Source organism: Micromonospora sp. NPDC003944, assembly GCF_053605225.1.
Genome location: NZ_JBSGIV010000006.1, coordinates 105438 through 127164, shown reverse-complemented (window position 1 = coordinate 127164; position 21727 = coordinate 105438). Strand labels below are relative to the sequence as shown.

Here is a 21727-nt window from a genome sequence, read left to right as displayed (position 1 = left end):
GATCATGTCTTCATGAGTGACCTCGGAGCTGCCCTGCGGGTCTGGCGGGACCGTACCGAGCCGGCCGCGGTCGGCCTCGCGAACGCATCCCCTCGCCGCGTCGCCGGGCTACGACGCGGCGAGCTTGCGGCACTTGCCGGCATCTCCCCCGAATACGTCGCACGCCTGGAACAGGGCCGGGCCGGGACTCCATCGGCGCAGGTGTGCGCCTCCCTCGCCCGCGCCTTACGACTCTCCGACGACGAGGAGGCGCACCTGATGCGCCTCGCCGGCTTCGCCCCGGCCCCAGATCGGATACCCGGCCTGATCCCCAGCAGTCTGCACCGCGTCATCGACCACCTCGGTGACACCCCGGTGGCCGTCTACGACGCCGTCTGGCGGCTTCTGCACTGGAACGCGCTCTTCGCGGCCGTCTTCGGTGACCCATCCGACGCGGCCGCCGACGATCGCAACGCCCTGATCGTCCAGTTCGAATCTCGGAACGCCCGCGTCCGCCAGACCGACACCGAGCGTGCCTACTTCGAGCAGTCGTTGGTAGCCGACCTCCGTTCCACAAGCGCCCGCTACCCCAACGACCCCGATGTGGCGGCCCTTGTCGAACGCATGGCCGGGAACGACAGGTTCTGCCGCCTCTGGGCACTTCGCGCGGTGGCCAATCACGACAGCGCACACAAGACCGCCGTACACCCGGACGTCGGCGCCATCCCACTCGACGCAAGCATTCTGACCACTCAGGACACCGACCTTCGCGTCGTCGTCCTCACACCTCGGCCGGACACGACCGCTCGCGAGAAGCTGAATCGACTTGGTTGACCAGGCCGGGAACGGCTGTCAGCGCGGTCGTGCCGCCCGGGTGGGGATACTGAGTCGGTGCCGAACCTGGTCTCCTACGCCCACGGCCAGGCGGATCGATGTTCTTCCGGGCGTGTGCGGAGACAAGACGTTGCGGTACCGCGGCGTGGGCGATGACCCTGCCACGGGCGAGTTCAGAACCCGTCTACCGTTCGGCGAGGCGCTGCGCTTGCCCTGTGTGTATGTCGCTCACCCACTCCCAGCCAGGCGGAGCCGATGGGCCGATCCGCGGGTCGTCGGGAGCACGGCGGTCTCGCAACGCGTGCAGGTAGGCGCGGTCCTGTTCGATCCGTACGTGTATCTGGTCAGCACGGGCGACTGACCCGTGGCCCGGAACGAGGACATCGACTCTGTCCGCCACGCCCTCCAGAAGGCTCAGCCCCGTGAGGTACTCCTCGATCGGGTCATTGGCGCCGTCGACGTCGTCGAGCATCGGAATGAAGATGTCGGACAGCATGTCGCCGGCCACGAGGACACCCCGTTCCTCGATCAGGAGTGCCGCGTGGCCCGGGGAGTGCGCCGGGTGTTCGATGATCCGAACCTGAGGGCCGTCCCAGGGGACGAACGTGGTTCCGGCGGGCAGAGCGGTGACGAGGCCGAACAGATCCAACGGTGTCTCCTGGGCGATCTCCGGCGGCAGACCCTCCGCGGCGTGGGCTCTCCAGTCCGCGCGGGACCGCACCTCCCTCATGACGTCCGCACAGCGGGCTGTGCCGAACCGGGGTACGTCACCGAGTTCGGCGTGCCAGAGCACGTGATCCCAGTCGGGGTGGGTCGCGAAGCCCGCGACCGGGCGCTGGCCCGAATCGGACAGGTCGGACGCGAGGCAGCGCATCTCGTCGTTGGTGATCCCGGGATCGACGAGCAACGCTCCCGCCCGGCCCTGCACGACGACGGCGTTGTTCTGGAGCAGTTCGCTCTGGTGGATCAGCACACCTTCCGCGACCTGTGTCAGCACGGGGTGTCTCCTTCCGCTTGTCCGGTCGGTCGTAGCACCAAGCGTCCGTCGAAAGCGGTCCGCTGCGAAGGTCCATTCAACCCGCCCGGCGATGGACCAGTTGGTCCGACCAGCGCGTTAGTGTCGGCCCGTGACGGTCGACTTCTCCGGGCCGGTGCCGGAGCTGGCGCTCGACGTGGACCGGTCCGCCGACGTGCCGTTGGGGCGTCAGGTCCAGGACACACTGCGGGGCGCCATCCGGTCCGGGAGGGTGCGCTCCGGCGAACGCCTGCCCTCGACCCGTCAGCTGGCTGACCAGTTGGGTGTGTCGCGCGGCCTGGTGGTTTCGGCGTACGAGCAGTTGCTGGCCGAGGGGTACGTCGTCACCAGCGTCGGGTCGGGCACCCGGGTCGCCGACTCGGTGAACGCCGCGGTCACGTCCGTACCGTCCGACGCTGTCGAGGTGGACCCCGCGCGACTGCGCCCGGTGCCGCACATCGACTTCGGCTACGGGGTACCCGACCTACGGGCGTTCTGCACGCGCGACTGGCTGTGGGCGCTCGGCGACGCCATCAAGACGATGCGGACCGCCGACCTCGGCGACGGGGCGGTGGAGGGCGACCCGCAGCTCCGCGCCGTTCTGGCCGGCTACCACCGCCGCGTGCGGGCGGGGTCCGTCGATGCCGCGCACACGATCGTCGCGGCGGGATTCCGTCAGGGGCTGACCCTCGTCCTCAGCGCCCTCGCCAGCCACGGCATCGAGTGGATCGGTTTGGAGGACCCGGGTCCGCGCGACCACGACCAGATCGCCCGACGGGCTGGCCTGCGGGTCTCGGCCGTCCCCGTCGACGCGGAAGGGATCCGGGTGGACCGCCTGCGCGCGTCCGGCGCGCGGGCCGTGCTGCTGACGCCCGCCCACCAGTGCCCGACCGGGGCGGTGCTGGGCCCGACCCGCCGCCACGAACTGGTGCAGTGGGCACACGAGGTGGACGGGGTGATCGTCGAGGACGACTACGACGCCGAGTTCCGCTACGGCCGGCAGCCGGTCGGCTCGCTCCAGGGCCTCGCCCCTGAGCGCGTTGTGGCACTGGGATCGGTCAGCAAGACACTGGCACCGGCCCTGCGCATCGGCTGGGTCTTCACCCCGCCACGATTCCGCGCCGACATCCTGACCGAGAAGCGCCTCTCCTGCCGTGGCGTTCCCCACCTCGACCAGGCGGCACTGGCGCGACTCATCCAGACCGGCCGTTTCGACCGGCACCTCCGCAAGGTCCGGGTCAGCTACCGCCAGCGCCGCGACACCCTCGTGTCGGCCGTGGCCGAGAGCATGGCGGGAGCGACGATCACCGGCCTCGACGCCGGCCACCATGCCCTGCTCCGGTTGCCGTCCGGGGTGGACGAGGAGCACGTCGTCACCCACGCACGCGCGGCAGGTGTGGTCGTGCGGGGAGTCGGCGACTACCGGGTCACACCCGACGACGGGAGTCCCCCCGACCCCCTGCCTCCCGCGCTGGTCATCGGGTTCGGCAACGTGACCACTCGGCAGATCCGGGAGGGGATCGGCGTGCTGGGCCGACTGGTCGCGGCGCGACGGTGAACGGGCGCCAGAGCCTCGGCGTGATCGACTCGAGTTCATTGCTGTCGCCGTGTCCGGGCGAGCGGGACCGGGCGACATCAGGAAACCCGAGTCGATCACCCGACAACCGACCGCTGGCCGGGCTGGGCCTTCCCGGACGAGATGCCTGTCCTCACTGTTCGGGGCGGGGCACGTACGGCCGCTCGGCGGGGTTGGCTCGGGCGCGCATCATGTCCGAGATGGCGATACCGGCCAGGACGAGGACGGCGGCGACGGCCACTGTCAGTGGTGGCACGAAGGTCATGGTGGGCGAGATCCCCACGAGCACGAGCGCGCCGATCAGCCGGGATCGCGAGACCCGGGCGAACACCGCGTGTTCCACCAGGGAACGCCCGATCAGGAACAGGATCGGGCCGCCGAGGATGGCGACGGTCCACGCCGCGTCGGTGTGCCCGAACGGGTGCCTGATCACGATCTCGTAGCCGACGGCGACCACGACGATGCCGGTGACCATGAGGACGTGCGCGATGAACGCCTCCCGGATGAGGCGGACTGGCTCGCGCGCTCCGGCGAGTGCCTCGGGCAACAGTTGGCCCGCCTTGAAGACGTAGACCCGGAAGAGCAGCACCGTGGTGGCGAACGAGACAGCGAAAGCCGCCACGGCTCCGACCTCACGGAACGAGGTGTCACTGTAGGCCGAACCGGTGGTCAGGATGAGCTCGCCGAGCGCGATGATGAAGAACTGGCGGTACCGCTCGGAGATGTACTCCGCGGAGACCGGCCACTGCTGCGGGGTGGCAAGGGTCCACGGGGCGGGGTAGAAGAGCAGCAGTGCCGTGCCGTCGATGGCGATGGCGAGCGCCCACAGCAGCCCGCGCGCCGGGTCCGGCAGAATCGCCCCGACGATCCACGGCACGGCGGACAGCGAGAACCAGAGGAGCACCCCGGCGGCTCGGCGCTGCGCCGGATGACCGCGCAGCGCCGGCACGATGATGAGGCCCCGAAGGATGTGGACGGCGACGTACGCGCCGGCGAACGCCAGGCTGCCGTCGCCGAACGCCCGGGGTACCGCGACCGCCATGGCCATCGCTCCGAGCATCGCCAGGTAGACGAGCGCCTGGAGGTGCGGTGCCTGTGCGTCGTAGATGTCGGTGACCCACGCCGTGACGAACCAGAGAACGAGGAACGCCATCAGCAGCAGCAGCGTCTCGCTCGCATCGGAGACGACCGCCCGCCGCTCGGTGAGATCCTCGACCAGCCGGTGGGACACCCGGTTCAGCGCGAAGACGAACACCAGGTCGAAGAAGAGTTCCAGCAGGCTCGGCCGCTCCGGTTGCCCCGGCTTGCGAAGCAGCGCTGCCGCCCTCGTTGACATACGGCCGCCCGATTCCGCCGGTTTCGGTCCTCTTCGGGGAATTGATACCACGCCGGAAGGGTCGCCGAGGTCGTAACCGTGACGACGGTGTCCTCGCGACGACCGGCCACGCACGACGTTCGGCTGGGTGTCCCAGCCGAACGTCCTGCCTGACCCGGGTACGCCTAGGGCAGCCACCACGGCGCGAAGTACGGCGCGGACGCTCCCTCGGTCGAGAACGACCAGCCGCCCGCCGGCGCGCTCTGCAGCCGGACCACGACGCTCGCCACGTACGGCGAGCTGACCGGACGGAAGTCGACGTCGTTGTACCAGGTCCTGCCGTTCGGGGCGCAGAAGTCCGACGCGCTGTCGGTGTAGGGCACCACCACGCCGTTCTGGTACGTGATGACCATCTGGACGCGGACACACTCGCCGGAGGCGTTGTTGACGTAGATGCGCCCGAGCAGCCGCGGCTCCCAGGCGCCGTTGACGAGATCCCACTCCAGCCGGCCGTCGGCCTTGGGATCTCCGGAGATGTTGCCCAGGTCGCCGTCGCCGAAGTCGAAGTGCGGCTGGGTGATGGAGAACCGGTCCGTGCGCTGCACCGCGGCCTGCGCGGGGCTCGCCCCGATCAGCGCGACTGCGCACACCACGGGCAGCACCAGGAGCCGGGCTGCCGTTCTGCTGATTCGCATGTCTTCTTCCTCCTCGATCGCGCCGCGGTCACGTCGCGGCGTCTGGGATCGAGTCTCGGCAGCGGCCTCAGGGTCACGTCACGATCCGCTCCGGGTGGCGGCTCGGCGCTGGCGCACCATGACGCCACCCTGACGTCCGCCCGGACGATGGTGATGCCCGACCCGCACGGGCCGGCGAGAGTGAGGGAGCGACATGCGCACGGTGGACATCGCACGACGGACGGCGGCGGGCGCGGTAGCCGTCGCGCTGGGTACGGCGGCCGGGGCGGCCCCACCGGACCGGCCCGCTCAGGCGGGAGGGCTCGCACCGGTGCGGGTCGACGAGGTCAGCGAGAGCGACGGTGGCGCCAGCAAGGTCGTCACCGTGAGCTGCCCGGGGGCGCGGTCGGTCTTCGGGTCGGGCGCCCGGATCGTGAACGGGAACGGTGGTGTCGTGCTGACCGCGATGGAGCCCGATGCGGAGCTGACCACGGTGACCGTCACCGCGACGGCGCGGACGGGGCACGTGGGCGACTGGTCGGTGGTGGCCTATGCCACGTGCGACACGTCGACGAGCCCACCGGTGCGGGCGACGGCCACCGTCGGGTCGGCGTCGACGGCGGAGGTGAGCTGCCCGGACAGCACGAGGTTGGTCGGCACCGGCTTCCGCGTGGAAGGACCTGTGGACCAGACGTACGTCGACGAGGTCACGTTCGGCCCCGGGCTGCGGACGGTCCGGGTGCACGCGGGCGGCGCCGCCACCCCGGCGAGCCTCACCGCCGTCGGAGTCTGCAAGGAGCCGACCCAGCCGACCGGGCCGCCCGGCGTCCGGGTCGAGGCCGCCAGCGGCAGTGACGGCACCTGGCCGAAGACGGTCGTCACCGCAAGTGCCGGCCCGGGAGCCCACGTGTACGGCGTCGGTGGCCGCGTGACGGGCACCGGAGAGTTCTTCCTCAGCGCGCTCGTGCCCAGCCCGAACCTGCGCCAAGCAGGTGCCGAGGCCGTCCGGGCGAGCCAGTTGCCGGGGGCGGCGGCCGCTCGGGCCGGAGACGGCGAGGGCTCGGTCACCGTATCCGCCGTGGAGCTGGCCGCCTTCCACTGAGCGGTCACCGGCCGCCGCCGGTCAACGCCCGCGGTCGGCGGTCGTGGGCTTCCGGCCGTTGGCGGCGGCCAGCGAACTCCGGCGGTCGACGACCTGCGACTGTGGGGCCGGATGGGCGGGCGCGAGGATGAGCTCGTCGGGCGGGTGCACGCCGATGGACCGCATCGCCTCGCGGTACCGGGCGAGGGCCCGACGTGCCTCGCCGTGCTGGCCGCCGGCGACCAGGGCACGCACCAACGCCCGGTGCGCCGGCTGGTCGTACGGATCCCGCTCCAGCAGCCGCAGCAGGTACGCCACCGCCACCGCCGGGCCCGCTGTGGCCCGGCTGACCTGGGCCAGCATCCGCAGCATGCCGAGGTATGCCGCCCGGGTCTCCTCGCGCAACGGGCCGGACCAGTCGGCGTACGGCTCGTCCTCGAACGCGTCGGCACGGTACTGCCGGTCGGCGGACAGCAGCACCGTCCGCCCCTCCGCCAGGGCCCCCCGCTCCACGAGGCGGCGCGCGTGCGCGACGTGCGCGAGGAACTCCTCGACGTCGACCCGCAGACGGTTGACGTCGAGGGCGATACACGCCTGGTCGGCGACGAGGAAGTGGTCGGGGGCGTACGTCTTCGTCGGGTCGAGCACCCCACGGACGATCGAGAGCAGGACCGACAGCCGGTGGCCGGTGCGGTCGGGGTCGTCGTCCGGCCAGAGCAGTTCGCACAGCTCGCCTCGGGGGACTGGCCGGCCACGTCGGGCGACGAGGATCCGCACCAGGTCACGCGCCTTGCGGGACTGCCACTGGGAGGCCGGCACCGGGTGGCCGTCGAGGTGCACCTCGAACCGGCCGAGGGCCCTGATCACGACCCGCTGGTAGACCGGCCCGCCGGGCGTCCGCTCGCCGGAACTGCCCGTCCGGTCGACCAGGGCACCGGCGAGGGCGACCTGGTCGGCCGCGAGCAGCCCGGCCAGCCGGTCGTCGATGTCGGCCCCGGGCAACCGCCCGAGTACGACGAGCAGCCGGGCCGCCTCGACCGCCGCACCGGCCCGCGTCCAGATCGCGTACGCCTCGCGCAGCGCCTCGCGGGCCCGCCCGAGGTCCTGCTCGGCTGCGGCCCGCAGTTCGAGCGCGTCGGCCAGCCCGGCCAGGTCGCCCTGAGCGCGCGCGATGCGGACCGCCTCGCCGGCGAGCGTGGTGGCCCGGTCGGGCACGGCCATCCGGAGCGCGACCCAGCCCTGCGCCAGTAGCGCCGGCACGACGATCTCGTGCGGGACGTCTCCGGCGGCCCGGTCGGCGTGCCGCGCCGCAGCCGGCACGTCGTCGTCGAGTCGTACCAACGCCAGCCCGGCGAGCGCGGGCACGAGCACGTGCGCGTTGCCGGTCTCCTCGGTGACCCGGATCGTCTCCTCGTACGCGGCGCACGCCTGCTCGCGCCAGCCTCGCCTGCGGTACAGCTCAGCGAGGCCGAGCAGCGCGTGGGTGAACCGGCGGGAGCCCTTCTGCTGGTAGAACGCCAGCGCCGCCTCGTACCGCTGCACCGCCTCGTCGTACCGGCCGAGCATGGCCAGCGCTTCCGCCTGGTTGCTTGTCGCGATGGCGCGCAGGCTGGGCGCGCCGGCCAGCGCGGCGTACCGGGCGGACCGCTCGGCCATCGTCAGGGCCTCGGCGTACCGGCCGGTGCGGAGGAACTGGTGCGTGCGGTTGGTGTGGATCCGGGTGAGCAGCAGGACATCACCGGTGCGTTCCGCGATCGGCAACGCCAGCGTGAAGTGCTCCTCGCTGCCCGCGACGTCGCCAGCCACGCTGAGGCACAGGGCGACGCTGAGGTGGGTCGTGGCCAGCACGTCGTCCTGCCCGGCGCTGGTCGCGGCGGCCAGTGCCCGCCGCGCGCAGCCGGTGGCGGCCTCGGTGTCGCCGGCCAGCAGGTGCGCGTGTGCGGTCCAGGCGAGCAGCAGCGCCCGGTCGACGGGCGGGGTGGACAGGGCGGGCGGCCGGTCGAGGATCGCCAGGGCCGCCCGCGCGTCACCGCGTTGGTAGTGGATCCGACCCAGCCGCCAGGTGAGGCCGGCGTCCCAGGCCTCCTCGGCGACGGCGTCGTACTCGTGGGTGGCCGCGCCCAGGTCGCCGAGGGTGCGCAGCGCGTCGCCGAGCAGCAGGCGCAGGCGCCGGCTGCGATGCTGTTCGGGCAGCGCGCGGACCAGCTCGGTCACCGCGAGGGACCGACCCTCCGCGATCATCCGATCGCCGTGTGCGTCGAGCACCCGGGCGGCCGCCGCGTGGTCACCGGCCCGCAGGTACTCCCGGGCCGCGGCGACCGGCGGCCCGTGCTGGTCGTACCAGGCTGCTGCCGCGGCGGCCGTGTGGCGGACCTGGTCGGCGGTCGGCGGTCGGTGCCCGTGCCGGGCGGTCTCGACAACGATCGGCACGAGGTGCTCCTCGGGCGCCGGTGCGCCCGGCCCGGCCGCCGCCCAGGCCGGCCGCGTGAGCAGGCCGGTGCGGCGTAGCCGGTCGACGATGCGCGGGGCGCCGCGATGACCGAGCGCGCGGCACAGCTCCACGCTCACCGGCGCCAGCGAACCGACCTGGCGGAGCAGCCGGTTCGCCTCCGCCGGGAGCGCGGCGAGCACCTCGTCGGCGATGTACCGCGCGATCGGCCCGCCGGGCTCGCTGAGGATCGGGGCGAGCGGCCCGGGCGGTACCCCGCCCAGCCGCAGGGTCTCGGCGGACAGATGGACGAGCGCCGGCCAGCCGCTTGTCGCCGCGTAGAGCCGGTCGGCGAGGTCCGGTGCGGAGAGACCGTACTCCTCGGTGATCAGATCGGCGATCCGTTCCGGGGAGAGCGCCAGGTCGGCCGGGCCCAGCTCGGTCCAGAGGCCACTGCCGAGAAAGCGGGTGGCCGGTGCCGGCGGCGGCCACCGCGAGGCGAGGACGACTGTGACGTCGTCCGCCCGTCGCCCGACCTCGTCGAGCAGGAGGTGCAGTTGCTCCGCCGAGGTCGGTGGCAGGTCGTCGACCACGATCAGCCGGTCGCCGGCCCCTGCGGCGTCGGCGACGAGCTGACGCACGGGTGCCTCGTCCCCCCGGCACCAGCGGGCGGCGGCTGGGGGGAACCAGCGGCGCAGCGCGGTGGTCTTGCCGTAACCGGCGGCGGCCACCACACAGCAGACCCCCCGCTGGTGACCTGCCCGCAACGGATGCACCGCGTTCCCTCCGGCCGTGCCGCGCGAATTCCGGACTGGTGGTTCGACGCCCGTGAATCAAGGGTTCACCGGTGGCGTTCGGTGAGGCAAGACCTCGGTCGGTCGCGTACCCGATTCAGCTCACCCCACGGACACCCCGTCGCCGTCGCGGAGGTGGACCGAAACGGCGGCCACCGCCGCCCGGGCTGCCTGCGGGCTGGGGGCGGCCAGGGCCGCCTCGGCGATCCGGCGGCACTCGTCACGTGTGTGCCCGGCCAGGGACTCGCGCACCGCCGGGATGCTGCGCGGCGCCATGGACAAGCTGCTGATGCCCAGGCCCGCCAGGACCAGGGCGAAGTCCGGATCCGCGGCGGACTCCCCACACACACCGACTGGCTTGCCCGCCGCGACGCCGGCTGCCGCGCAGGAGGCGAGGAGCGCGATCAGCGCGGGCTGCCACGGGTCGAGCAGATCAGCGAGGTCGCCGCACATCCGGTCGGCAGCGAACGTGTACTGGCTGAGGTCGTTGGTGCCGACGCTGAGGAAGTCGGCGTGGCTCAGCACCTGGCCGGCGCGCAGGGCCGCGGCCGGCACCTCGATCATCACGCCGGCTGTCGGCAGGCCGTGCTCGCGGCAGGCCCGCGTGAAGGCGGCCGCCTCCGCCGCCGTGGCGACCATCGGCGCCATCACCCACACGTCGGCGTCCGCCGCCGCAGCCGCAGCCGCGATCGCGGCCAACTGCGTGGTGAGTACGGAGGGTGTCTGCCGCGCGACCCGCAGACCGCGGATGCCCAGCGCAGGGTTGGGCTCGTCGGCCAGGCGCAGGAACGGCAGCGGCTTGTCGGCGCCGGCGTCGAGGGTACGTACGACGATCTTGCGGCCGGGTAGCGCGGCGAAGACGTCGCCGTACGCGGCGACCTGCTCCTCGTGCGACGGAGGGTCGTTACGGTCGAGGTAGAGCAGCTCGGTGCGGAACAGACCGACACCCTCCACCTCGCCGGTGAGGTCACGGGCGGAGCCGATGTTGGCCAGCAGCGCGACGGGATGACCGTCCGCGGTCCGCCCGGGGCCGTGGGAGCGGGCGCGCCGTTCGATCTCGGCGAGCCGGTCCGCGTTGACGGCGGTCACCGTCTCGGCGGAGACGTCGGCCACCACGACGCCGCTCGCCCCGTCCAGACTGGCCAGCGCACCGTCGGTGAGGTCCAGGATGCCCGCGCAGCGCACCACGGCCGGGATGCCGAGTGTCCGGGCCAGGATCGCGGTGTGGCTTGTCGGCCCGCCCTCGGCCGTGATCAGACCCAGCACCAGGGCCGGTTCGAGGCCGGCGGTGTCGGCGGGCGCCAGGTCACGGGCGATGAGCAGGTACGGATGGCCGGGGTCCGGCAGGCCCGGCATGGGCAGCCCCAGGCACGCCGCGACCAGGCGGTCCCGCAGGTCGTCGAGGTCGCTGACCCGCTCGGCGAGGTACCCGCCGGCGGCCTCGAAGGCAGCCCGGTGCTCGGCGAGCACGTCGGTGATCGCGTGCGGCGCGTCCGCGCCGCCGTCGATGGCGACGTCGGCCGCGTCGACGAGCGTCTCGTCCTGCACCATCATGACCTGCGCGCGCAGGACCTCGGCGGCGGTCGTCTCCCGGGCGGCGTCGGCGCGACGGGTCAGGTCGGCGGCGACCGCGTCGACCGCGGCCCGCACGGCCGCCTTCTCGGCTTCCGGATCGGGGTTCTGCACCGCTGGCGGCAGGGCCGGAGGCGGAGCCAGCCGGTGGACCGGCCCCGCCGCACCACCGGGGCTGGCCCCGATCCCCCGCAGTTCACGCATCGACAGCGTCCAGGTCACGTTCGAGCAGGTCGGCCAGGGCGTCGACGGCGGCCTGCGCGTCGTCGCCGTCGGCCTCCAGGGTGACCTCGGCGCCCTTCTTGGCACCGAGCGACAGCACGGCGAGCATGCTGCGGGCCGGCACCGGCTTCTTGTCGCCGGTACGGATGGTGACGAGCACCGGTTGCTTCGCCGCCTCGGCGACGAACAGCGCCGCCGGGCGGGCGTGCAACCCGCTGGCGGAGCCGACGAGGACTGTTCTGCTGAACAACGGATCCTCCTAGGGTTCGATCGTCACCTTGATCGCTTCACCGCGCGCCACGATGCCGAAGGCGTCGAGGGCACGGTCCAGCGGCAGGCGGTGGGTGATGAGGTCGGCGACCGGCACGGAGCCGTCGGCGATGAGTCGCAGCGCTTCCTTGTTGTGCTGCGGGCTGGAACCGTTGGCGCCGACGATGGTCAGCTCCCGGTAGTGCACGAGGTTGGAGTCCAGGGAGATGACCGGCTTGTCCTTCGGCAGGCCGCCGAAGAAGCTGATCCGGCCCTGCCGTGCGGACATCTGCACCGCCTGCTCCTGGGCGACACCGGCGGCCGTGGCGGTGATGACGACGTCGGCACCCCGGCCCTCGGTGAGCTTGAGGACCGCGTCGACGACGTCGGTCTCGGCGCCACAGATCGCCGCGTCCGGCTGCACCAGGTTGGCGGCCAGGTCGAGGCGTTCCCGGTTGAGGTCGACGAGGAACACCCGGGCCGCGCCGCGCGCCCGGGCCAGCCGGACGTGCAGGCAGCCGATCGGGCCGGACCCCACGACGACCACGTCGTCACCCTCCCCCACACCGGCGAGGTTCTGGCCGTTCAGGACACAGGCGAGGGGCTCGGCGACGGACGCCTCGGCGAAGCTGAGTCCCTCGGGGATCCGGTTGAGCCCGTCGACGGCGAGGACGTTGTGCGGCACGACCAGGTGCTCGGCGAACCCGCCGTCGAAGTGGTAACCCATCGACACCTGATTGGGGCACACCGTCATCCGGCCGCGCCGGCACTCGGCGCACTCACCGCAGGGGATGGCGGCGATGACCTGGACCCGGTCCCCCGCCCGCCAGCCCGTGACGTCGCCACCGACCTCGGTGATCTCGCCGGCGATCTCGTGGCCCATCACCCGCGGCGGATCGATGTGGTGGTGGCCGAAGCGGGAGATCTTCACGTCGGTGCCGCAGGTGGAGCAGGCCCGGACGCGGATCTTCACCTCGGCGGGGCCCGGCGTCGGCTCGGGCGCGTCCTCGAAGCGGACGTCACCGGGTGCGTGGAATCGGACAACCTTCACGAGGACTTCCCTTCGAGGATGGTGATCACGTCATCGGCGCTCGTCGCCTCTCGGAGCCGCTGCGCCTGCGCCGGGTCCACCAGCACCGAGGCGAGCTGGGCCAGGATGTCCAGGTGCCCGTCACCGGCAGCGGCGATGGCGACGCAGACCCGCACGTCGAAGCCGTCCCAGTCGACGCCGTCGGGGAAGCGCAGCACCGCGAGGGCGTCGCGCTGGACCGACTCCTTGCTCGCAAGCGTGCCGTGCGGGATGGCGACGCCCTCCCCCATGTACGTGGAGACGCTCTGCTCGCGGGCCAGCATCGCGTCGACGTACGCCGGGGCGACCGCGCCGACCTCGACGAGTACCGCGCCGCAGCGGCTGATCGCCTCGTCCCGCGATCCGGCCCGCTCGTCGAGCCGGATCGCGTCACGGGCCAGCAGCTCAGCCACTCAGCTCACCACCGCGCTGTACCGCGTTCACGACCCTGGTGACGGCCGGGTCGCCGATGAACACCTGGATCGGCACGATCACCGTGTCGGGCGCGCTGACCCGGGCCCGCGCGGCGAGGCCCTGGTGGCAGATGACCACGTCCGCGTCCGCCGGGATCGAGTTGACCGGCGTGTGCTCGACGGTGACCGCGTTCTTCGCCAGTTGCCGCCGAAGTTGGCTGGCCAGCATCACGCTGCTGCCCATGCCGGCGTCGCACGCGACGACCACCTTCTTGATCTCGGTGCCGTTGATTGTGGACATATGGTCAGACCTCCTGCTTCGCCGACGTGCTCGGGGTGGTGTCGGGGTCGACAGCGGTGTCGGGGTCGACAGACCTCTCCTCAGCTGGGCGGGCAGCCGTCTCCTCGTCCGGGCCGACAGCGTCGGCGGCGGGTTCGCCGCGCCCGAAGCCGAGCAGGGCGGACGCGACGGCGAAGGTGACGGCGGCGGCGATCACGACGCCGAGAACGACCCCGACGTGGCTGCCCTTGGGGGTGACCGCGAGGTAGGCGAAGATGCTTCCCGGTGAAGGGGTGGCAACCAGGCCCGCGCCGGTGATCACGAAGGTGCCGACGCCGGCCGCGCCCCCGGCGATCATGGCGAGGATCAGCTTCGGCTTCATCAACACGTACGGGAAGTAGATCTCGTGGATGCCGCCGAGGAACTGCACGATGATCGCGGCCGGGGCGCTGGGGCGCAGTGCGCGGGGGCCGAAGACCATGAAGGCGAGCAGCAGACCGAGGCCCGGGCCGGGGTTCGACTCGATCATGAAGAGGATGGACTTGCCCTTGTCGGCCGCCTCGGCGATGCCCAGCGGGCCGAACACGCCGTGGTTGATGGCGTTGTTGAGGAAGAGCACCTTGGCGGGTTCGACGAGCACCGAGGTCAGCGGCAGCAGGTCCTTGCCGACCAGCCAGTCGACGCCCGAGCCGGCCTGCTTGGTGAGCCATTCGACCACCGGGCCGATGCCGTAGACACCGCCGATGGCCATCGCCGCGCCGATGATGCCGGCACTGAAGTTGTCGACGAGCATCTCGAAGCCAGGACGGATCTTGTCTTCGACCAGGCCGTCGAACAGCTTGAGGACATAGGCCGTGAGCGGCCCGATGATCATCGCGCCGAGGATCATCGGCACGTCCGCGCCGACGACGAGGCCCATGGTGGCCACCGCGCCCACGACGGCACCGCGCTGGCCGTGGACCAGCCGGCCGCCGGTGTAGCCGATGAGCACCGGTAGCAGGATGCTGATCATCGGGCCGACCAGTTCGGCAAGGGTCGCGTTGGGGGTCCAGCCGGTCGGGATGAACAGCGCGGTGATCAGGCCCCAGGCGATGAACGCGCCGATGTTGGGCATGACCATCGCGGCCAGGTAGCCGCCGAGGCGCTGCACTGTGGCTCTGAGGCCCTGGCCCTTTACCTCTGGTGTGTAGGAGGAGGAGGTCACGGGGGTATCTCCTTCTTGAGGGGCGGTCCAGACGGCCGCAGGGGGAAGAAGCTCGTCGGTCAGGTGTGGATGGTGACGTCGTGGCGGAACAGGTCCGCGGGGCCGGGCATCCGGCTGCCGGGCAGGCTCACCGCGGCGGCGCCCCAGGCGAGGCCTTCAGCCAGGGCGGCGGCACCCTGTGCGCCGGCAGCGAGGAACCCGGCGAGTAGCGCGTCGCCGGCCCCGACGCTGCTACGGGGCCGGGAAACGGGACAGGTGCCGCTGTGGACGCCGTCGGCGTCGACCAGCACAGCGCCGTCAGCGCCGAGGCTGGCCACGACGGTGCCCGCGCCCCACGCCCGCAGGCGCTGCGCGGCATCGACCACATCGTCGAGGTCGGTCAGCGGGGTGCCGACCACGTCGGCCAGTTCCTCGCGGTTGGGCTTGAGCAGGGTCGCCCCGGCCAGGGCCGCCTCGCGCAGGGCGGGACCGCTGGTGTCGACGGCGACCCTGACGCCGGCGGCGCGCAGCTTCCGGCACAACTGGGCGTAGGCGTCGGCGGGCAGGCCGGGCGGGACGCTGCCGCAGAGCACGACCCAGTCGGCACCGCTTGCGCGGGCGAGCACCCGGTCGATCACCCCGTCGAACTCGGCGCGGCACATGGCCGGGCCAGGCTCGTTGATCTTGGTGACCGTGCCGTCGGGCTCGGCCAGGGTGATGTTGGAACGGGTCCTTCCGGAGATCGACACGGCGACGACCTCCACACCCTCGGCCTCGAGGAGGCGGATGAGCTGGTTGCCCTCGTCACCGCCGGAGGGCACCACCGCCACCGACGGCACGCCGTTGGCCAGCAGGGCACGGGACACGTTGACGCCCTTGCCGCCGGGGTCGAGGTGGGCTGCGGCGGCCCGGATGACCTCGCCCCGGGTGAGCGAGTCGACCTCCACGGCCCGGTCGAGGCTGGGGTTGAGGGTGACGGTGACGATCATGCCCGGCCCGCTCTCATGCGCGTGCCACCCGGACGCCCGCGGAGTCCAGATCACCGACGAGGTCGGGGTCGGCACGGCTGTCGGTGATGAGCAGGTCGACGTCGGCCAGCTCGGCGAAGCGGGCCAGGTAGTCGTTGCCGAGCTTGGTGTGGTCGGCGACCACCACCGTGCGGCGGGCCGCCCGGACCATCGCCCTCTTCACCGCCGCCTCGGCCGGGTCCGGGGTGGTCAGCCCGCGCTCGACGGAGATGCCGTTGGTGCCGAGGAAGGCAACGTCGACGTAGAGGTTCGCCAGCGGCGACAGCGCCCAGTCGTCGACGGTCGCGAGGGTCTTCCCGCGGACCCGCCCACCCAACAGCAGGACGTTGAGGTTGGCACAGGTGCCGAGGGTCGTGGCGATGACCGGCGAGTTGACCACGACAGTCAACTCTCGGTCGACCGGCAGCAGCTGGGCCAGCCGGGCGGTGGTGGTGCCGGCGTCGAGGATGATCGCGCCCTCCTCCGGCACCTCGTTCAGGGCGAGCTTGGCGATGCGCTCCTTCTCCTCGATGAGCACCGCGTCCCGCGCCGCCAGCGCGGGCTCGAAGCCGAGCCGCTCGACCGGAATCGCTCCACCGTGGACCCTGCGCAGCACCCCGGCCCGCTCCAGGATGGTGAGATCGCGGCGGATGGTCTCCGACGTGACGTTGAACCCGTCGGCCAGGCCGGCCACCTCGACCCGGCCCACGTCCCGGGCGAGGCGAAGAATCTCCTGCTGCCGCTCTTCGGCGTACATGTTGTTTCACCGCCGTTTCATTTTGCTTCTACTTTGTTTACGCCCGGTTATAGGGCAAGTCAAGAGACGGCCCACAGAAAGCCACATAGAACGCGGTCGGCAAGACGATCGGGTACGAGCCTGGTCAGCTGTTGAACGACTGCGCGCCCAACTCCCAGCGGCGCAGGTCGACCGCCGACTGCTTGGCCCGCATCGCCGCGATGTTCTGCCGGAGGTGGCGCAGGTGCGAAGAGAACGCCTGCGGGTTCGCCCCGCCCCAGCGGCCGAAGACCTCCTCGGCCTCGGCGTTGTACTGGAACGCCTCGGTGCGCCGACCCAACTGCCAGAGGTATCCGCTCAGGTTCGCCAGCACGGCGGCGAGGTCGAGCTCGAAAGCCACCGCGTTGGCCCGGACGAGGTCGCGGAAGATGCCCACCGCCTCCTCGGCAGCCGTCACCGCGGCGTCCATCTGCCCCAGCTCGGCGTGGCGCAGGCTCACCGTGTTCAACGTGAGCGCCAGTTCGGGCCGGTACACCGACGGCTCGTCGTGGCTGAGCCGGCGCCAGATCCGCTCCGCGTCACGGACGGTCGCCAGCGCCTGCGCACCGTGGCCCCGGTGCGCCTCGATCACCGCCAGGTTGGTGAGCGCCCCGGCGAGACCCCTCTCACGTCGGGCCGACCGGGGACCACCGGCGAACCACTCGACCGCCCGTCGGCCCGTCACCTCGGCCTTCTCGTGCTGCTTGACGTGCGACAACCGGAGGGCGAGGTTGTCCAGTGCCTCCGCCAGCGCCCACCGGTACGACTCGGCCTCGTCGCCCGGCCCCTCGGCGAGGGGGGTGAGCAGACCCACGGCCCGCCGCGCACTTGCCAACGCTGAGGAGAAGCGGCTCAGGGCGGCGAGTCGGTGAGCCCGCAGGTGCAGCGCCAGGGCGAGGAGCGCGGCCCTCTCGGACGAGGCGGTGGCGGCAACCGCGGCCTCGCCGGCCGCGACGGCAAGATCTGTCTGCTCCAGCGCGCCCTCGCGGTCGCCGGTATTGGCCAGCCGCCGCCCATACGCGATGTGCAACCGGGCCCGCTCGACCGGGTCCGGGTCCCGGGCCAGGCCCGCCACGGTGAGGCGGGCCACCACCTCGAGCGCCACGTTGTCGAAGTCGACATGACGCCGGGGTGGCAGAAGGGGCTCGATCCGGGCCAGCAGCCCGACCTCGACGTCCGGCAGGTCGACGATCTTCGTGAGCACCGCCCCGCCGGCGGCGGTGGCGAGCGCCGGGTCGTCCCGGAGCGCCGGGAGGAGCACCGTGGTGGCCACGTGCGGCCAGCCGGCCGCGACCTCGACGAGCACCGTGAGCGCGGCGGCCCGGACCCGGGCCGCCTGCGCGGGGGACATGCCGGCACCGCGCAGCAGTGCGCGGACGACCCCGACCGCCCAGGGCCTCGGAGCGTACGACGACCACGCGTGACCGGGAAGCGCCAGCGCCAGGTACGCCTCCCTGAGTCGGTCGGGCTGCAACGGCTCCAGCACCCAGTCGGGCTCCCGGGGTGGGTAGCAGGTCGAGTGGTTGGCCAGGAGTTCCGACACCCTGCCCGGATCGCCGCCCACCCCGGCGCAGTCCAGGACCGCCTGACCCAGGCCGTACGGGACGGGACCGGCCAGCACCGCGGCGAGAACGGCGCGGTCGAGCCGCTCCGGTGCGCTGCTGCCGCCGACGGCCCCGGCCAGCACCTGCTGCCAGTGCCCGACCTCCCGGTCCAGCAGGTATCCGTACATGTCCACCATGGTGGATGGCACCCGAAGAGTCCGATCGTGGCTGACCGCCACCGCGACCAGCGCAGCCAGCTGAAGACTCAGCGCCGCCCCGTAGGCCGGGTCGGTCAGGTCCGGTACGCGCACCGCATCGAGTCGGGCGTGCGGGACGAGCGCGGCGAATCGGGTGGCGGCGGTGCGGAAGAGCTGTTCCCTCGCAACCGGGTCGGGCGCCAACGGGGCCAGCTCGAACTCGTCGACGGCCATCCGCATGGTGACCCGCAGCCAGTACCGCAACGCCTGCCACCAGTACCCCACCGATCGGGCCAGCACCACCACCCGGACCGGGCCCTCGCGGTGCAGTTGCGGGTCGGTGAACAGCGCCCGCAGGTCGCCGGCGGGCCACCAGTCGCCGTAGTCGACGAGCACCAGGAGACCGGCGGGGGAAGGGGTCGCACCGCCTGGCGCGGAACGGTTCGGCTCGCCTGGATCACGGTTGCCCCGTAGTACCTTCCAGCCGGCCGCGCGGGCGGTGTCCGCGAACTGGTCGGCCAGGCGCGTCTTACCCTGGCCACCCGGGGCATGGATCAGCTGCACCGCCTGGTCCGTCTGGGTGCGATTGGGGGTCAACCACGCCTGTAGCCGCCGCTGCTCCTGGTCGCGGCCGAGGAACGGGACCACCCGGTGTCGTGCGTCGAGCAACTCGGCGAGGCGCAGGGTCTCCGCCGGGCGTGGCGCGTCGTCGGCCAGAGCGGACAGTCGATAGCGCGGCAGCCCGAGGGTGACGTCGCCGTCGACGAACCCGGAGATGGCGATGCTGCCCGGGGCCTCCGCCCAGGCGTCGCCGGTGTTGGTGAGGGCGTACCCGCGCGGGGCGGGTACGTCGGAGTGATCGCTCGTCATCGGGGGCGACGAACGATTCCGCTGATCGCCTGTCCACCGTCGCCGGCCGTGGCGTCCCCGGTGCGGTGGACCTCCATCGGCGTGGCGTCGCTGGCCGGGGCGTCGATGCCCGAGTTGGCGTACCCGGTGCCCCGGGCCCGCGTCGTCCCCGTCTCCCGGACGCGGGCTCCGGACCGGGTCGTCGGCAGCGCAGCCCACAGGGCAACCCCGACACCGGCGAGCCCTGCCAACGCGGACACCCCGGTCGCGATCCTGTCGGCCGACTCCCACTCCAGGACGACGAAGGTGGTAGCCAGCACGGAGACCAGCAGGCCCGAGACCAACAGCACCACGTGACGGGTTGGCTTCATGGTGTCATCGTGACGTGCGCGTCAAGTGCTGCGCCAGAGTTGGTCCGCGTTCGTGCCGGCGGCCACTTCGTGCGCCGGACGGGCAGGTCACGGCGGCCCGGATAGCAGACCGCCGTGACACCTGGGTACGGCCTCAGCAGCCGAGCCGCCGGGTGGAGAGGGCGATGTCGTCGATCCAGAGGTCGAACTCGCCCGGCGTGGTGCCGCCCTGGTAGAGCTGCCAGCCGACCTTGACCGTGTTGACCGTCGGAAGGACGAAGGGCACGTCGTTGCCGCCGTGCTCGGTCGTGGAGGCGCTCAGGTCCGGGTTCGCCACCCCGTCGATCCACGTCGTGATGCGGTTGTCCGTCGGGTCGAGCTTCCACTCGACGCACTGCCAGGTGTCCTCCGTGACCGGGGCGGACTCCCGCCAGTTGGTCCAGTCGCCGGTCGGGCCGCCGTCCGCGCCCACACCCCAGAAGATGCCCGGGACGGTGGGCGCGTACTGACCACCGACCGGACGGACGACCTCCGAACTGCCGGTGCCGGTCGCCTCCACCAGGGTGAAGTGCGCCCAGTCGGGGGCGGTCGGGAAGGCGTCGACACGCAGCCGCATCCGGCCGTAGAAACGGTTGCCCGGCGCGGCGAAGTCGTCGACGCGCAGGAAGGCGCGCCCGTTGTCGACAGTGTGGATGTGCAACACCTGGTTGCCGTGGCGGGCCCGCTCGACGGTGAGCGTGCCGTTGCGGGTGTCGACGCCCCAGTCGAGTGTGCTGGCACCGCCGCGCGGCAACCGCTCGAAGTCTTCGCAGAAGAGCAGGCCACGGGTGCACGAACGCGAGGAGGCACCGGACGCGGCGGCCGGAATGCTGCCGGCTGTGGTGCCGAGGATCAGGGCGGCGGTGCACACCGCGAGGAAACGGCGCATGGTCATCCTCCATGAGGTGGGGCCCCTACCGCGTGGGTGGGGCCGTCATACCTCCCCCGGACACCACTACCGCTGCTCGGCTCGCCGTCGATCGCGGCGCGTCGACCCTGGTGAAGAGCGGGCGTCTCGGTGCCGTGGGGATACCGGCTGGAACACGTACGACAGGCACCTGCCCGTCGTCGTGGAGATGGCCCGGCGATGCGGCAGGTCCGCCGACGTGGCGTCACGCCGACACTGCGCTGCTCCCGTGCTGACCGTTTCCAGCACGGTTGCCCCCGTGCTGCGGCGATGTGAGCCATTCCAGCACACCCGCGGCCGTTCCAGCAATATCGACTTGCGTCGCTACCACAGCGCTCGCGGCGTGTGCCAGAGGGCCGGGGCCGCCGGTGGCGGCCCCGGCCCTGGGTCAGCTCCCGCAGATGCCGTATCCGTTGAGGCTCCACGAGCCCCCGAAGCCGTCGGCGTCCTCGTCCGCCCGCAGCCGCACGGTGTTCCCCCCGGTGATGTTGATCGCGGTCAGCAGCACCTGACCGTTGCCGGCGTTGATGTCCGCGCCCGCGCTGTAGAGGCCCTTGCCGGCCGGGCACGCCTTGACCGCGTTGTCCGACGAATTGCTCGCGCTCGTTCCGGTCGACACGACCCGCTCCAGCCCGGCGGGCCCGTTGGCGCAGACCGCGATGGAGGTGGCGCTCCAGCCGGCCGCCGTGGCGCCCTGCACCGCCACCGCCCGCACGGTCACCGACGTCAGGTCGAACGACGGCACCACCTGGTCGAGCAGGACATCGCCCAGACCGCTGTTGATCCGCCCGCCCATGCCGATGACCTTCTTCGTGCCGCAGCTCGCCGTGACGAACTCCGTCCCGACCGCCCCGGTCGCGGCCACGACCTGGTACCCGGCCGGCGCGGTGGCGCACTGGGCGACGGCCTGCAGCCCCCAGTCGCCGGCGAAGTTGACCGGGCCCGCCTCCCGCAGGGTCACGAAGAACCCGCTGCCGTTCGCCAGCGGCTCCAGCCGGTCCAGCCCGACCCGGCCGGCGGCCGACGAGCCGGCGGGGAGGAAGCCGCCGCCCCCGGTGACCACCTTGCCGGCCGGGCAGGACGCGAACGCCGACTTGTCCGCGCTGCTCTCGGCCGCCGACTGGGTGACCGTCTCCAACCCGGCCGGAACCGCCGAGGCCGGTGCCGCCCAGCCCAGGCCGGCCACCACCGCGGCCGCCGACACGACGACGGTCAGCACGCTCCGTCCCTTGGTTACGCGCATGTCACTCTCCTGTCCACAGTGGCCGGCGTCGTGCCGGCCCGCCTCCCCCCGGACCCTCAGGTCTGGCGGCTGAGACGAGCCTGGGCGGGGCCGCTTGTCGTCCGCTATCCGACCGCTTGTCGCCGGCCGTGC

19 protein-coding genes are annotated in these 21727 nt (G+C 72.4%); 3 read left to right on the top strand and 16 right to left on the bottom strand.

What is annotated here, in order from left to right; all coding sequences use genetic code 11:
- Positions 1-12 precede the first annotated feature (12 nt).
- Positions 13-813 (top strand): helix-turn-helix transcriptional regulator, encoded by an 801-nt coding sequence (locus tag ACWER9_RS04825; RefSeq protein WP_452300516.1) that lies wholly within the window; start codon positions 13-15, stop codon positions 811-813.
- A 184-nt stretch (positions 814-997) separates the two neighbouring features.
- Here the strand turns inward: ACWER9_RS04825 and ACWER9_RS04820 are convergent, their stop codons facing one another.
- Positions 998-1810: an MBL fold metallo-hydrolase gene (locus tag ACWER9_RS04820; RefSeq protein WP_452300515.1), complete on the bottom strand. Its 813-nt coding sequence runs from the start codon at positions 1808-1810 to the stop codon at positions 998-1000.
- A gap of 130 nt (positions 1811-1940) precedes the next feature.
- Here ACWER9_RS04820 and pdxR point away from each other — a divergent pair, with 130 nt between their 5' ends.
- The gene (pdxR, locus tag ACWER9_RS04815; RefSeq protein ID WP_452300514.1) at positions 1941-3386 is read left to right on the top strand and encodes a MocR-like pyridoxine biosynthesis transcription factor PdxR; all 1446 of its coding nucleotides are present in this window, start codon (positions 1941-1943) and stop codon (positions 3384-3386) included.
- 151 nt (positions 3387-3537) lie between these two features.
- Here the strand turns inward: pdxR and ACWER9_RS04810 are convergent, their stop codons facing one another.
- Positions 3538-4740 (bottom strand): low temperature requirement protein A, encoded by a 1203-nt coding sequence (locus ACWER9_RS04810; RefSeq protein ID WP_452300513.1) that lies wholly within the window; start codon positions 4738-4740, stop codon positions 3538-3540.
- A gap of 164 nt (positions 4741-4904) precedes the next feature.
- Positions 4905-5414 carry a hypothetical protein gene (locus ACWER9_RS04805; protein ID WP_452300512.1) on the bottom strand — a complete coding sequence of 170 codons (510 nt, stop codon included), beginning with the start codon at positions 5412-5414 and terminating at the stop codon, positions 4905-4907.
- 193 nt (positions 5415-5607) lie between these two features.
- On the opposite strand from ACWER9_RS04805, the gene ACWER9_RS04800 reads away from it, so the two are divergent.
- Positions 5608-6495, top strand: coding sequence for a hypothetical protein (locus ACWER9_RS04800; RefSeq protein WP_452300511.1), 888 nt, complete (start codon positions 5608-5610; stop codon positions 6493-6495).
- A gap of 21 nt (positions 6496-6516) precedes the next feature.
- Here ACWER9_RS04800 and ACWER9_RS04795 read toward each other — a convergent pair whose 3' ends face one another.
- From ACWER9_RS04795 to ACWER9_RS04735, 13 genes are all read right to left on the bottom strand, one after another.
- Positions 6517-9669, bottom strand: coding sequence for a BTAD domain-containing putative transcriptional regulator (locus ACWER9_RS04795; protein ID WP_452300510.1), 3153 nt, complete (start codon positions 9667-9669; stop codon positions 6517-6519).
- A 129-nt stretch (positions 9670-9798) separates the two neighbouring features.
- Entirely contained in the window at positions 9799-11472 is a 1674-nt protein-coding gene (ptsP, locus tag ACWER9_RS04790; RefSeq protein WP_452300509.1) for a phosphoenolpyruvate--protein phosphotransferase, read from the bottom strand.
- A complete protein-coding gene (locus tag ACWER9_RS04785) occupies positions 11465-11740 on the bottom strand; it encodes an HPr family phosphocarrier protein (protein ID WP_452300508.1) in 276 nt (91 codons plus the stop codon). The genes ptsP and ACWER9_RS04785 overlap by 8 nt, the downstream gene beginning before the upstream one ends.
- Positions 11741-11749: 9 nt before the next feature.
- The gene (locus tag ACWER9_RS04780; RefSeq protein WP_452300507.1) at positions 11750-12790 is read right to left on the bottom strand and encodes a zinc-dependent dehydrogenase; all 1041 of its coding nucleotides are present in this window, start codon (positions 12788-12790) and stop codon (positions 11750-11752) included.
- Positions 12787-13221, bottom strand: a complete 435-nt coding sequence (locus ACWER9_RS04775) for a PTS sugar transporter subunit IIA (protein WP_452300506.1) — start codon at positions 13219-13221, stop codon at positions 12787-12789. The genes ACWER9_RS04780 and ACWER9_RS04775 overlap by 4 nt, the downstream gene beginning before the upstream one ends.
- Positions 13214-13522 carry a PTS lactose transporter subunit IIB gene (locus ACWER9_RS04770; RefSeq protein ID WP_179779917.1) on the bottom strand — a complete coding sequence of 103 codons (309 nt, stop codon included), beginning with the start codon at positions 13520-13522 and terminating at the stop codon, positions 13214-13216. The genes ACWER9_RS04775 and ACWER9_RS04770 overlap by 8 nt, the downstream gene beginning before the upstream one ends.
- Before the next feature lie 4 nt (positions 13523-13526).
- Positions 13527-14705, bottom strand: a complete 1179-nt coding sequence (gene mtlA, locus ACWER9_RS04765; RefSeq protein ID WP_452300505.1) for a mannitol-specific PTS transporter subunit IIC — start codon at positions 14703-14705, stop codon at positions 13527-13529.
- A 59-nt stretch (positions 14706-14764) separates the two neighbouring features.
- On the bottom strand, positions 14765-15673 hold the full coding sequence (pfkB, locus tag ACWER9_RS04760; protein ID WP_452300504.1) for a 1-phosphofructokinase: 909 nt from the start codon (positions 15671-15673) through the stop codon (positions 14765-14767).
- A gap of 13 nt (positions 15674-15686) precedes the next feature.
- Positions 15687-16448, bottom strand: a complete 762-nt coding sequence (locus ACWER9_RS04755) for a DeoR/GlpR family DNA-binding transcription regulator (protein ID WP_452300503.1) — start codon at positions 16446-16448, stop codon at positions 15687-15689.
- Between the two features lie 124 nt (positions 16449-16572).
- A complete protein-coding gene (locus ACWER9_RS04750; RefSeq protein ID WP_452300502.1) occupies positions 16573-19077 on the bottom strand; it encodes a hypothetical protein in 2505 nt (834 codons plus the stop codon).
- The gene (locus ACWER9_RS04745; RefSeq protein ID WP_452300500.1) at positions 19074-19427 is read right to left on the bottom strand and encodes a hypothetical protein; all 354 of its coding nucleotides are present in this window, start codon (positions 19425-19427) and stop codon (positions 19074-19076) included. The genes ACWER9_RS04750 and ACWER9_RS04745 overlap by 4 nt, the downstream gene beginning before the upstream one ends.
- A gap of 133 nt (positions 19428-19560) precedes the next feature.
- Positions 19561-20334, bottom strand: a complete 774-nt coding sequence (locus tag ACWER9_RS04740; protein WP_452300499.1) for a hypothetical protein — start codon at positions 20332-20334, stop codon at positions 19561-19563.
- A 406-nt stretch (positions 20335-20740) separates the two neighbouring features.
- Positions 20741-21595, bottom strand: a complete 855-nt coding sequence (locus ACWER9_RS04735) for a hypothetical protein (protein WP_452300498.1) — start codon at positions 21593-21595, stop codon at positions 20741-20743.
- Positions 21596-21727 lie beyond the last annotated feature (132 nt).

Bases quoted from the DNA above. Each gene is read 5' to 3' on its own strand.
- ACWER9_RS04825 (WP_452300516.1), top strand. From the start codon at position 13: ATGAGTGACCTCGGAGCTGCCCTGCGGGTCTGGCGGGACCGTACCGAG.
- ACWER9_RS04810 (WP_452300513.1), bottom strand. From the start codon at position 4,740: ATGTCAACGAGGGCGGCAGCGCTGCTTCGCAAGCCGGGGCAACCGGAG.
- ACWER9_RS04805 (WP_452300512.1), bottom strand. From the start codon at position 5,414: ATGCGAATCAGCAGAACGGCAGCCCGGCTCCTGGTGCTGCCCGTGGTG.
- ACWER9_RS04800 (WP_452300511.1), top strand. From the start codon at position 5,608: ATGCGCACGGTGGACATCGCACGACGGACGGCGGCGGGCGCGGTAGCC.
- ptsP (WP_452300509.1), bottom strand. From the start codon at position 11,472: ATGCGTGAACTGCGGGGGATCGGGGCCAGCCCCGGTGGTGCGGCGGGG.
- ACWER9_RS04770 (WP_179779917.1), bottom strand. From the start codon at position 13,522: ATGTCCACAATCAACGGCACCGAGATCAAGAAGGTGGTCGTCGCGTGC.
- pfkB (WP_452300504.1), bottom strand. From the start codon at position 15,673: ATGATCGTCACCGTCACCCTCAACCCCAGCCTCGACCGGGCCGTGGAG.
- ACWER9_RS04755 (WP_452300503.1), bottom strand. From the start codon at position 16,448: ATGTACGCCGAAGAGCGGCAGCAGGAGATTCTTCGCCTCGCCCGGGAC.
- ACWER9_RS04750 (WP_452300502.1), bottom strand. From the start codon at position 19,077: ATGACGAGCGATCACTCCGACGTACCCGCCCCGCGCGGGTACGCCCTC.
- ACWER9_RS04745 (WP_452300500.1), bottom strand. From the start codon at position 19,427: ATGAAGCCAACCCGTCACGTGGTGCTGTTGGTCTCGGGCCTGCTGGTC.
- ACWER9_RS04740 (WP_452300499.1), bottom strand. From the start codon at position 20,334: ATGCGCCGTTTCCTCGCGGTGTGCACCGCCGCCCTGATCCTCGGCACC.
- ACWER9_RS04735 (WP_452300498.1), bottom strand. From the start codon at position 21,595: ATGCGCGTAACCAAGGGACGGAGCGTGCTGACCGTCGTCGTGTCGGCG.